We start from the raw sequence: 11,721 nt of genomic DNA on the forward strand, positions 1-11,721 counted from the left end.
CGAGCACTTCGAGGCCGGCTACCACACGGTGCACCTGTGGACGTTGATCTGTCTGTCGCTGGGGATCCTGGGCCCCAACGAGCGCGAGTACCTCGGCGAGGACCTCAAGGAGGTCAACGTGTTTCACCCCGAATCGGCGGCGTGACGGCATCGGGGATGCCTGCGGGGCCCTTCGGCCCCGCTTGAATCCCGGTTTCGTCGTTCCATAGGTGAACCTACCCGGGAAAGGCGGGTGTTGGGGGGCTTTTTTCGGCACCCGGGCGCATTTTCCCCGGGGCCTTCAGGGGGAGATGGACGTCCGGCTGGTAAAAGGAGGAGCAGGATGCACGACCAGAGCACCGGGGCGCCACCCGGCCCCAGCCGCATCTTCAAACTGTTCGGCATTCTGGGCAACGCCCGGGTGTTCGCCTCGCATTCACCCGCCCTGTTCAACGCCGCTCTGCAGCATGCGGGCATCCATGGCGCCTATGTCCCGCTGCGGGTGGAGGCCGACCAGATCGGGGCGGCCCTGGGCGGCCTGCGGGCCCTGAATGTCGCCGGGGTGAACGTCACCGTACCCTTTAAGGAAACCGCCATCGCGCATCTGGACATCCTCTCCGAGGGTGCCAATATCATCGGCGCGATCAACACCATCGTCTGCAAGGGCGGCAAGCTCAAGGGCTTCAACACCAATGCGGTGGGCTTCATGAACGCCCTGGAAGCCGCGGGATTCTCGCCGGCGGGGCGCCCGGCGCTGGTCTTCGGCAGCGGCGGGGCGGCCCGCGCGGTGGTTTTCATGCTCAAATGGCTGCAGGCCCAGCCGATCTACGTGGTCGGACGCGATGCGGCCAAGACGGCCGCACTGGTGGAGGCCATCGGCGGGACGGCGATGGCGCCGGTCGATCTGGCGGCCCCGCTGGCGGCGGCGCTCGTGGTCAACGCCACGGCGGTCTCCAGCCCCGAGGAATCCTCCGAAATGCAGCGGCTGGTCCAGGGGCTGCAAGTCGCGGATTGCGACCTGCTGGTGGACCTCAACTACGGCCGCCGGCAGAACTTCTGGCGGGCCTGGGCCCGCAGCGCCGGCGCGCGCTTCATGGACGGGGTGCCGGTTCTGGTGCACCAGGCGCGGCGCAGTTTCGCCCTCTGGACGGGCGTCGAGGTCAAACCGGAGGTGTTTCTGAAGGCCCTGGATCTGGACGTCCGGGCCCTTTCCCCTGTGGCCGCCTGACGTCCGGCGGTGGCCGGCTTTCCCCGGGCCGGCCCGCTTCTCCCGTTGCTATCAGGCCCCCGATTCCCGGCAAGCGGGCGCGGTGCCGTTCGGCGCCTTGCTCTCTGCCCCGTTCGCCTTTGTCGCCACCGTTTCCGAAGCCCTTCAGACCTTCGGCCAGTTGCGCCAGTTTACGGTCCACCCGGCCGTTGATGCTCTCATCGGGGTAGGTGCCGTCGGCCTGTTTAGGGCCTGCGGGCACCCCGGTCAGAATCTCGATTCCCTGGTCGATGGTGCTGACGGCGTAGATTTGGAAGCGGCCCTCGCTCACGGCCGCCACCACGTCCTTGCGCAGCATGAGGTCCTTGACGTTGCTCGCGGGGATCATCACCCCCTGGGCGCCGGTCAGGCCGCGGCTGCGGCAGCAGTCGAAAAACCCCTCGATCTTCTGGTTGACCCCGCCGATGGCCTGGATTTCACCTTTCTGGTTGACAGACCCGGTGACCGCAATGTCCTGCCGGATGGGGGCCTCGGCGAGGCTGGAGAGCAGGGCGTAGATTTCGGTGGACGAGGCGCTGTCGCCGTCCACCCCGCTGTAGGACTGTTCGAAGGCGATGCTGGCGCTCACCGAGAGGGGTTTGTCCTGGGCGAATTTCTTGCGCAGGTAGCCGCTCAGGATCAGGACCCCCTTGTTGTGGGTGCTGCCGGACATGTCGGCCTCGCGCTCGATGTTGATGATCCCGGCGCGGCCCATGGCCGTGGTCGCGGTGATGCGCGAAGGCTTGCCGAACATGTAATCCCCCAGGGCATAGACGGCCAGGCCGTTGACCTGGCCGACGATCTCGCCGCTGACGTCGATCATCAGGGTGCCGCGGTCGATCATCTCTTGGATGTGCTCTTCCACCAGGTTGGCGCGGTAGATGCGGGCCTCGATGGCCCGGTCCACGTGCCGGTCGCTTATGGTGGCAGCGGTCTCCTGGGCGGCCCAGAAATCGGCTTCGCGGATCAGATCGCGGATGGCGGGGAAGCTGGTGGATATTTTCTCCTGGCGGCCCGTCATCCGGACCGCCTGCTCCACCAGCGCCGCCACCGCGCCGCGGTCGAAGGGCTTGAGCTTTTCCTCGTCGCCGACCATCCGGACAAACTCCGCAAACTGGCGGATACTGGTGTCGGTCTTGGGCATCGCAGTGTCGAAATCCGCCCGGACCTTGAAGATTTTCGGCAGGTCCTCGTCGTAGGTCAGCAGCAGCTGGTAGAGGTAATTGTCGGAGATCAGGACGACCTTGACATCCAGGTCGATGGCTTCGGGTTTGAGGCTGGTGGTGGTGAACAGGTAGAAGGGGTCGTAGGTCTGGATCTCGAGTTTTTGACTCTTGAGGGCCCGTTTGAGGGACTGCCAGACCCCGGGCTCCACGATGGCGTCCAGCAGGTTGAAGACCAGGGCGCCGCCGTTGGCCTTGAGCAGCGAGCCGGCCTTGATCTTGCTGAAATCGGTGCGCCAGACGCCGGTGCGGTCCACCACGCGCTCGATGCTGCCGAAGATGTTGCGGTAGGTGGGGTAGGCTTCGATCACCACCGGCGGCCCCTGCTGGTCGCTGTTGTCCACCAGCAGGTTGACCTGGTAAGGCTGGAAGTGGTCCACCTCGGGCATAAAGGCCAGCATGCCCGCGGCCTGCCCCTGGGGCTGGGGTTCGAAGATCTTGAGGTTGGCGCCCATGTCGTTGAGCATCTCGTCGAGATAGGTGCGGATCGCCTCCTGGTTGAAGCGTTCGACGATCGGGGCGGCCAAATCGGCGGCGGTTTTCATGAACGTGGCGCGGTCCATCTGCTCCAGCTTTTCCTGGACCTCCTTTTGCAGGTCGCGCACCTCCAGGAAGATCTGGTCGATCTGACCCCGCAGGGCGGTGTACTTGGCCTGCAGCTCCTCGTACTCCGCTTTGGGAAAGCGGCCCTTTTCGACCATCGCCTCCAACTGCTCGATGGGCACCGGGTTGCCGTCCACGATGGGCATCAGCTCCGGGCGCCGGAACTGCCCCATCTGGATGTTGACCATCGAAAAGCCCTCTTCCCGGACCTTCTGGTCCAGCCCCTTGAGAAACCCGTTGGCCTTGCGCTCATAGGTTTCCATGACCTCCTTCTTGGAGCTGATATACTCCTGGCTTTCGAAGAGCTGGGGGATTTGTTTGCGCAGGGTTTCCAGCAGCTCGCGGACGCTCTCCCGCAGGGCGGCCCCGGTGCCCCCCTTGAGGCGCAGCAGCACCGGCCTTTCTGGGTTTTTAAACGAGTTGACATAACACAGGTCGTCGGGCACGTGGTCGTCGGCGACCATTTCCTCCAGCAGCTTCTTGACCGTCGACATGCGCCCCGAGCCGGCGGTGCCGGTGACAAAGACGTTGTAGCCGGGTTTTTTCATGTTGATCCCGAAGCGAAAGGCCTCCAGGGCCCGCTGCTGGCCGATGATCTCTTTGAGGGGGGGCAGCTCGGCGGTGCTTTCAAAGGGCAGCGACGCCGGGTCCAGGCGCCAGCGGAGTTTTTCGACCGGGACTTCGGGAAGGGGGGCGGGTGTCGTCATCGGTAGCCTCCTGTGAGAAAATGGTCGTTGGGCGCGTCGTGGGGTGATGGCGGCGGGTCGGCGCGCCGTTCGGAGAGACGGGACGGGGCGGTCAATCGATTTCCAGGGGGACCCCGTAAGTCTCGTCGGGTGTGCGCTTGGGCATCACGATCTCCAGCGTCTGCTCGCGGCAGGTGGCCCGGATCTCCTCGGGTGCCACCGGGGCGGGCAGGGTCAGGCTGCGGCTGAAGGACCGGGTCTGCTTCTCGACCTGGTAGTGGCCCTCGTCCTGACTGCCGCTCTCCGACTGGCTCGTGCCCCGGATGGTGAGGGTGTTGCCGCTGATCGAGATGTCCAGCTCGGCGGGCTTGATGCCCACCAGCCGGGCCCGCAGAACCACCGCCGACTCGTTCTCCTGCAGCTCCAGGGACGACAGGCCGAAGCTTTGGGAGGGAAAGGCCGGTACGCCGAAGTCGGCGTAGAAGCGCTTGAAAACCCGGTCCATCTCCTTTCGCAGTTGGTCGATTTCGCGTTTTTTCCATGAGGTCAGTTCGGTCATGCCAAAACCTCCTTCTTCGATGTGCAGCTCGGGGCGGGATGGGGGGACAGCCGCCTTGCCGGGCGGATGCACGGCGGCGTGGTGGACCCTGGGGGGGTGTCGTTGGGCGACGACCGCTGGCTTAAAGGCCAAAGACCGACTGACGGGGCAGGGCGCCGGGGGGCTCAATTCCGGCGGTCGAAGCCTGTCCGACACCCGGATCTCCCTATGGGTGCATTTTAAAGCAACCGGCCGCAGATGCAAGCCCTTTGTTGCGCCCAGCGGGTTTTGGCCGCCGCCGGTGGGGGTGGGGACCGGATCGGCCGCCTTTTTGTTTGACATCCCGGGGGGCTTATCTCTACCCTGGGCCCCATCGGGACCCGCCCGCCGCCCCGGATCGCCGAAGTCGGTTTTTCGGCCCGGGTGCCGTCGGGCCGTCCGCAAGTGAAGTGGAAAGGAAACCTTGCCATGCAGCACGCCTGCCGCGTTTCATGCCTGATGCTTTTAATGATCCTGCTGCTCGTCGGGATTGCCGGCGGGGCGGCGCCGTCGCCGGATACGGCCCCCGCAACGCCCGAAGACCCGTCCCAGTCGGCTGCGGGCGGGGTCACCAGCGCCCGCGAAGACGTCGCCCGGCAGTTGGAAGGGTTGGCCCAGCGCACCCCCCTGGGATGGCAGTGGGAGACCATCGAGAAAATCACCCACTGGGGGATCTCCCTGCCCGCCAAGGTTCCGGAGTTGATGGACTTTCTCATCGACCAGGGGCGGCTGCTGGGCGTTGTGGGGTCGCTGGTGATGCTGCTTCTGATGCTGGTGGTTTTTTACAGCCTGATCGGGTATCGGCGGGTGTTGCAGCGGGTGGAGGAGAGAATTCATCCGCTCCTGGCGCGCCTGCCGGCGGGGGTGGTCCCCTATTGCCATTCGGCCTTGCGGGTGGTGGTGGCCTCGCTGATTCCTCTTGTCCTGCTGGGGATCCTGACGGCGGCCAACGCACTTATCCGCTACCGGGCGCCCTGGTTTCTCCTGACCCAGCGGCTGCTGGGCCTCTGGGCATTGGGCGCTCTGCTGAAGCACCTGCTGCACGAAATTCTCGTGGGCGATCTGCTGCCGGTTCCGTCCGACTACGGCCAAACCCTCTACCGGCTTGCCCGGGTGGGCATTTTTTATGTGCTCCTGGGGCTGGCGGTGGTGTGGGGCGCGGCGGCTTTTGACCTGCCGGCGGACGTGCTGGCCCTGACCCAATTCGCCATCGCGCTGTCCATCGTTGTCGTGGGGTTTCTGCTGCTGCTGAACAAAAAGGCGATTCTCTCCCTGGTGCCCGATCTGCCGTATCCGATCTTCCAGGGGTTTCGCAAACTGCTGGGGCGCCTCTATCACCCCCTGGTTTTTTTGACCTTTTTCGCCGGCCTGCTGTGGTGCTTGGGCTACCGGCAGTTCGCGCATTTCGCGGTGGTGCGCACCTGGGGGCTGATGGGGGTCTTTATCCTGGTCATGCTGGCCTATCACCTGCTGCGCCAGCGGATTCAGCAGCAGGCCGCCCGCAAGGACCTGGGCCAGGAAGAGGCCGCGGTGTTTTTCCGGGCCTTGCAGTCCCTGCTGCTTTACGGGATCGTGGTCATCATGGTGGTGGCGGCCTCGGCCGTCATCGGGGCCCTCAGCCCGCTGCGGACCCTCATGTCGATTCCGCTGCCGTTGACCCAAAACACCACCATCTCGTTGTGGGTGCTTCTCAAGGCCGGCGTCCTGCTGGCGTCCTTCTTCTTTCTGGCGCGCCTGCTGGAGGCCTACCTGGACTACCGCATCTACCCCGCCATGGGGATCGACCCGGGGCTGGCCTACGCCCTCAACACCTTCTTCAAGTACATGATCATCGCCCTGGGGGTATTGATCTCGCTGCACATCGTGGGGCTCGACCTGCGGGTGCTGATGGTGTTCGCCGGCGCCATCGGCGTGGGCATCGGCTTCGGCCTGCAGAGCATGGCCGCCAACCTGATCAGCGGCTTCACCCTGATTTTCGGCGGCACGGTGCGGCGCGGGGACTGGATCCAGGTGGGGGATACGGTCGGGGTGGTGACCGACATCTTTTTGCGTGCCACGCGCGTCAAAACCCGGGACAACGTGGAGTACCTGATTCCCAATTCCGACTTTGTCTCCAGCACCATCGTGAACTTCACCCTCTCCTCGGCGATGATCCGGATTGCGATTCCCGTGGGGGTCTCCTATAACGCCGACCCCCACAGGGTCCGGGATATCCTGCTGCACTGCGCCCGCAACGAACCCCTGGCGACCCAATTCAAGTCTCCCCTGGTGCGGTTCACCTCTTACGGAGAGAGTTCCATCGATTTCGAGCTGCTGGTCTGGATCGATGCCCGCAAGGTGGCCCGGCGGCGGATCCGCAGCCGCCTCTATTTCGCCATATTTGCAGCCCTCAAGGAGGCCGGGATCGAAATTCCCTTTCCCCAGCGGGACCTGCACCTGCGCTCCGGATTCGGCGGCCCGGGGCAAGCCCCGCCGGCGGTTGCGGCTGCCCCCGGTCAGCCGCGGGGCGCAGATCCCCTGCCGGAGACCTGAGCCGGCCGTTTGACGGGTTCCCGGTTCAGCCCCCGCGCCGCTCGGGATGGGGGTTTTGCCGTTCCGGCAGGGGGCATTTGCGGCCGTCGGCATCCACCCGCACGAAGGTGACCCGGGTGGCGAAGACTTCCCTGGCTGCCTCCGCGCCCGGGGCGTCGGCGAAGACCTCCACCCGGAAGCGCACCGAGGAGCGCCCCTGGTCCAGGCGGGTGACCCAGAAGCGCAGGATCGAGCCGCTGATCACCTTCTCGCGGAACTGTATCTCGTCCATGCCTGCGGTCACCATGGTGCATCCCCGATATTGGAGGGAGGCGGCGATCCAGGCGAACTCGTCGACCCACTTGAGCATCACCCCGCCGAAGAGGTAGCCGTGGTGGTTGAGGTGCTCCGGCCTGACGACGGTATAGCTTTCCATGACGGTCTCTCTGGGAAACGCTTGTTGCGATGCGGCGCAACTCGGCCATAGGCTTTTTGCGGCAGACACACGACTGGCCGGCTTTGTCCTGGCCAAGCGCCGCCGGCGGCCTGAAGTACGCACTACAGGAGGCTGGGGCTGCATGGCAAGCACTTTCCAGCCGGTGGCCCGGGGTGCCCTCCGCCGGCGGCCCACCCTTGACGCTGCCTCACCGAGCGACTATCGTTGGTCGTGCTGCCGCAGTTGACCGCTATGTCCCACTGGTGAAAGGATTCCCCCGATGCCGACTTTCTCCTCTTTGCCCCATTTCCCGTCGACCTGCATGCGGCCTTCCAAGTCTGCTGCCCTGCGCTGGGCGCCCCTGCTCCTCCTTGGGCTCCTGCTGCTGGCCTGCGGGGGCCGTTCGGGGACCTTAAACGGTGCCGCCGTCCCCGGCCATTACGACTTCGAGGGGGGGCCAGCGCCCGCCTGGCAACCCGACAAGCGCCTTTCAATCGGCGCCAACCACGTCCTGGGGGTCTTCAACAACCGCAACCCGCGCCACCCGCCCGGGACGCGCTTGACCCTCCACGGACTTGCGGCGGGGGCGCCGCTGACTCTGACCTTCGACCTCTTCCTGATCGGCACCTGGGACAGCGGCGGGGAACTGGCCGACCGCTGGGAGCTTCGCGCCGGCGATGGGCCGCCGCTGCTCACCCTGACCGCTTTCCCGAACGCTTTCAGCGACCCGGATGAAACCCTGCCGGTGGGCAACAGCGGATGGGTCACCCTCTATGGGCAGCCGCGGGCTTACTGGGTGGTGCGGCAGTCGGTGATCATTCCACCGGATCGCTTTGCGGACGGCAGCTTGGTGCTGACCTTCAGCGCCGCCGTGACCGGCCGCAGAACCGAGTTTTGGGCTCTGGACGCGGTGGAGATCACCCCGGCCGGCGACCGCTGACTCCGGGTCGCGGCCGCCCCCTGCCAGCCGAGTGGTCGCCAGCCCAGCCATCGATTGGAATGACGCAGTGAACTCCAGAGACAAATCCCCTGCCGTCCCCTTGCGGTCCTTCGCCCGACCCGGTGAAGCCGTCGTAGCGGCTGCCGATCTCCACCCCCGGGAGCGGGCCCTGATCATCGGGGCCGCGTTGCTGGCGCTTTTTCTGGGCGCCCTGGACGCTTTGGTGATGTCCGCCGCCATGCCCACCATCGTCGCCGACCTCGGCGGGCTGCAGCTCTACAGCTGGGTCTACTCGGCCTATTTTCTGGCGCGTGCGGTTTCGCTGCCGATTTTCGGCAAGCTGGCCGATCTCTACAACACCAAGCGGTTGTTCCTCTTTTCGATCGGCCTGTTTCTGCTGGCCTCGGTGGCCGCCGGCGCCGCCCCCGACATGAAGGTGCTGGTGGCGGCCCGGGTCTTTCAGGGCATCGGCGCCGGCGGCAACTTCGCCCTGGTCTACATCGTCCTGGCCGATATCGCCAGCCCCGCCAATCGCGGCCGAACCCAGTCCCTGGCCAGCTCCATCTGGGGGATCGCCAGCGTCCTGGGGCCGACCCTGGGCGGTTTTATCGTCACTTATTTTTCCTGGCGCTGGATTTTTTTCATCAACGTGCCGTTGGGGTTGCTGTCGCTGGTGGGAATCGGCGCCTGCCTGCGCGAGCTGCGCGCCAAGCGTCGGCAGGTGGAACTGGACTTCGCCGGGGTGGCCACCCTGACCACCACCATCCTGGCGCTGCTGAGCGCCTTTCTGCTGGGCGGCCGCACCTACCCCTGGGCCTCGGCGCCCATCGCCGGCCTGCTGTTCCTGACCGTGTTGTCGGGGGTGGGGTTTTACTTCGTCGAAAAACGGGCCCGGGACCCGATTCTGTCCATCCGGTTTTTTGCCATCCGTGGTTTCAGCGTCGGCAACGGCGCGGTTTTTTTGAGCAGCTTCGCTATTTTTTCGCTTTTCGCCTATGCCCCCCTGTTTATCCAGGGTGCCCTGGGCCAAAGCCCGATGCAGGTCGGGGCGGCCATGCTGTCCCTCAGTCTGGGGTGGTCGGCGGGGTCGCTGCTGCTGGGGCAGATCGTTCACCGCCTGGGCCACAAGGCCGCCGCCGTCCTGGGTGCGGTGTTGCTCGCGGCGGGCTGCGGCCTGACCCTGGGCTTTGACGCCGGCACCGGCATGACCGCCTGCTTCTGGGTGTTTCTGCTGGTGGGCCTCGGGATGGGGTTTGTCACCCTGGCGACCCTCCTGGTGGTGCAGGACAGCGTGCGACTGGCGGACCTCGGCGTGGCCACGGCCTCCAACCAGTTTGCGCGCACCCTCGGGGGGACTGTGGGGGTGGGGATATGCGGCAGTTTCGTGGCCGCCAAGATGTCCGCCGCGGCGGCGGGATGGGACGCCGGCGCGGCCCGGCTTTCGGCCGCGGTCCGCGAGAGCCTCGGCGATCACAGCGAAAGCCTCCTGCGACCGGAAATTCAGGCGCTGCTGCCGCCCGAGATGCGGCAGCGCCTGGTGCAGGCGGTGGTCGACGGGGTGGGCTGGGTGTTCGTCACGGTGCTGGTCGCCGCGCTGCTCTGCCTGGCGCTGTGCCTGCTGCTGCCGGGGCGGCAGCAGGCCTAGCGCGGGGGGGTGCGGGACGCCGGGGAATTTTCGGTCTGCTGCGGATTGACCGCCGCATGGCTCCGGGGTATAAGGAAATCATGCCCACCATCGACTACACCTGTCCGCACTGCGGCCGCAGCTTTCAGCGGGTGGTCCTCAGGGGCGAGGAGGACCGGCCGGCGACCTGTCCGCACTGCAAGGCCCGCGACGTCAAGCCGGCCAAGGGCGCCGAAAGCCTCTTTGACGGGATTGCCGGCTTCAGCTCGCTGGCCAAGGATACCAGTTGAGCCCGCTGAACCGGCGGCAGGTGCCGCCGCCCGCCGCCGGCCACCCATCGAGGGGCCGGTGCTCAAAACCTCAGCGATAGACAGCTCAGCCCGCCGTCGAGCTTTTGAAACTCCGAAACCGCCAGCGCCACGGTGGGGTAGCCGGCCGCCGCGATGGCCGCCCGGGTCTTTGGAAACCCGTCGGGCACCAGGACCCGGCCGTTGACCCAGAGACAGTTGGCGGCGTAGCGCTCATCGTCGGCAACCGGCAGCAGGTCGAAACGCCGGAACTGCGGTTCGCTCAAGAATTCGCCGCTGGCCGCCAAAAGGTTCCTCCCCAGGTAGGAGACCCCCGTTTTCAGATGCAGCACGTCCCTTAGCGGTACCATGCTGCCCGTCATGCCGTGGCGCCCCAAGATCGCGATCAGCTGGTGCGCCCCTTCCCGATTGGTTCTTCCCGAAAGGCCGATATAGGCATGCCTGCCCACCAGCATGACGTCGCCGCCATCCAGGGTCCCTGGCGCCTGGATGCGCTCCAGCGCGGGATAGAACCGGCCGACGGCCGCTTCCATCGCCTTGGTTTCCCCGCGGCGCGACGGGGCCCCGGGGCGGGTGATGACGGCGCAGCGCGGGGTGAGCAGGGCGGTGTCCTCCACGAAGGACGCGTCCGGGAAATTTTCGTCGGCCGGCAGCACCGTGACCGTCAGGCCGCAGTCCTCCAACGCCTGGACGTACTGGCGGTGCTGGCGCAGCGCGGTGGGGTAATCCGGCGCGCCCAGATCGGTGCTGGTCAAACCGTGGATCATGCTGGCGGACGGGGTGCGAACGATGGCTCGGCTGAACATGGCGGCTCCTGGCAGGAAATGGGTTGGCCTATGGCGTGGGGCTTGCCGGCGGCTGTGGCGCCCCCCAGCCCAGCGGAAATCGGGCCTGGGGGTATAGGCCCAGAACACGCTCGGGAAAGTCGGTGAAGATGCCGTCCACCCCCAGCTGCGCCATTTTGCGGATGTCCTCCGGGTGGTCCACCGTGAACACAAACACCTGCAGGCCGCGGGCGTGGGCGTCCGCCACGAAGCGCCGGTCGATGAACTCCAGTGAGAGGTGGACCGAGTAGGCCCCCAGGGCGGCGGCAAAGGCCGCGTCGTCCACCGGCAGGCCGACGATCAGCGCCCCGATCCTGATGGTGGGGTCCAGCCGGCGGACCTCGGCCAGTTGGCGGTGGTCGAAGGAGGATACCAGGATCAACTCATCCGGCCAGCCTCGGCGGCGCAGCTCGCCGAGCAGCCCGACCACCGGCCGGGCGGTGGCCGGGCCCTTGATTTCGATGTTGACCCCCGCCCGGCGGTCGACGGTCTCGAAAACCTCCTCCAGGGTCGGGATGCGTTCGCCGCGGCCGGCGTCCAGGGTGTGCAGGTAATCGAAGCGCTGCTCCAGCAGGTAGCCGGTCCCGTTGGTGGTCCGCTCCAGGCGGTCGTCATGGAAGACCACGAGGCGGTGGTCCACATGGTAGACGTCGATTTCCAGGCACGGCGCCCCCAGCTCCAGGGCCTTGCGGACGGAGGCCAGGGTGTTTTCCGGCGCGTGGCCGCATGCCCCGCGATGTCCGATGCACAGCAGCGCTTTGGGG

General features: G+C 66.3%; 11 protein-coding genes. 6 read left to right on the forward strand and 5 right to left on the reverse strand.

Going from position 1 to position 11,721, the window contains the following annotated elements; translation table 11 throughout:
• Both LJE63_00925 and LJE63_00930 read left to right on the forward strand, forming a co-directional pair.
• The coding region (locus LJE63_00925) for an oxidoreductase (GenBank protein ID MCG6905156.1) at positions 1 to 145 on the forward strand (145 nt) is incomplete at its 5' end.
• 177 nt (positions 146 to 322) lie between these two features.
• Positions 323 to 1,207, forward strand: coding sequence for a shikimate dehydrogenase (locus LJE63_00930; protein ID MCG6905157.1), 885 nt, complete (start codon positions 323 to 325; stop codon positions 1,205 to 1,207).
• On the opposite strand, the gene LJE63_00935 is transcribed toward LJE63_00930, so the two are convergent.
• Both LJE63_00935 and LJE63_00940 read right to left on the reverse strand, forming a co-directional pair.
• Positions 1,140 to 3,758: an AAA family ATPase gene (locus tag LJE63_00935; GenBank protein ID MCG6905158.1), complete on the reverse strand. Its 2,619-nt coding sequence runs from the start codon at positions 3,756 to 3,758 to the stop codon at positions 1,140 to 1,142. The two genes, LJE63_00930 and LJE63_00935, sit on opposite strands and share 68 nt — an antisense overlap.
• A gap of 91 nt (positions 3,759 to 3,849) precedes the next feature.
• The gene (locus LJE63_00940) at positions 3,850 to 4,296 is read right to left on the reverse strand and encodes an Hsp20/alpha crystallin family protein (protein MCG6905159.1); all 447 of its coding nucleotides are present in this window, start codon (positions 4,294 to 4,296) and stop codon (positions 3,850 to 3,852) included.
• A 447-nt stretch (positions 4,297 to 4,743) separates the two neighbouring features.
• Between LJE63_00940 and LJE63_00945 the strand changes: the two genes are divergently transcribed.
• Positions 4,744 to 6,846 (forward strand): mechanosensitive ion channel, encoded by a 2,103-nt coding sequence (locus LJE63_00945; protein ID MCG6905160.1) that lies wholly within the window; start codon positions 4,744 to 4,746, stop codon positions 6,844 to 6,846.
• A gap of 25 nt (positions 6,847 to 6,871) precedes the next feature.
• Here the strand turns inward: LJE63_00945 and LJE63_00950 are convergent, their stop codons facing one another.
• Positions 6,872 to 7,261, reverse strand: coding sequence for an acyl-CoA thioesterase (locus tag LJE63_00950; GenBank protein ID MCG6905161.1), 390 nt, complete (start codon positions 7,259 to 7,261; stop codon positions 6,872 to 6,874).
• 280 nt (positions 7,262 to 7,541) lie between these two features.
• Here LJE63_00950 and LJE63_00955 point away from each other — a divergent pair, with 280 nt between their 5' ends.
• The 3 genes from LJE63_00955 to LJE63_00965 all read left to right on the forward strand — a co-directional run bounded on the left by LJE63_00955 (position 7,542) and on the right by LJE63_00965 (position 10,115).
• The gene (locus LJE63_00955; GenBank protein ID MCG6905162.1) at positions 7,542 to 8,201 is read left to right on the forward strand and encodes a hypothetical protein; all 660 of its coding nucleotides are present in this window, start codon (positions 7,542 to 7,544) and stop codon (positions 8,199 to 8,201) included.
• A gap of 67 nt (positions 8,202 to 8,268) precedes the next feature.
• Entirely contained in the window at positions 8,269 to 9,846 is a 1,578-nt protein-coding gene (locus LJE63_00960) for an MFS transporter (GenBank protein ID MCG6905163.1), read from the forward strand.
• An 80-nt stretch (positions 9,847 to 9,926) separates the two neighbouring features.
• Positions 9,927 to 10,115, forward strand: a complete 189-nt coding sequence (locus tag LJE63_00965) for a zinc ribbon domain-containing protein (protein MCG6905164.1) — start codon at positions 9,927 to 9,929, stop codon at positions 10,113 to 10,115.
• 62 nt (positions 10,116 to 10,177) lie between these two features.
• Here LJE63_00965 and LJE63_00970 read toward each other — a convergent pair whose 3' ends face one another.
• Positions 10,178 to 10,939, reverse strand: a complete 762-nt coding sequence (locus LJE63_00970; GenBank protein ID MCG6905165.1) for a N(G),N(G)-dimethylarginine dimethylaminohydrolase — start codon at positions 10,937 to 10,939, stop codon at positions 10,178 to 10,180.
• A gap of 28 nt (positions 10,940 to 10,967) precedes the next feature.
• Positions 10,968 to 11,721, reverse strand: a 754-nt coding sequence (locus tag LJE63_00975; protein ID MCG6905166.1) for a glycerophosphodiester phosphodiesterase, incomplete at its 5' end; no start/stop codon positions are given.

The sequence above is a fragment of the Desulfobacteraceae bacterium genome (assembly GCA_022340425.1).
In the GTDB taxonomy this organism is placed as follows: domain Bacteria; phylum Desulfobacterota; class Desulfobacteria; order Desulfobacterales; family JAABRJ01; genus JAABRJ01.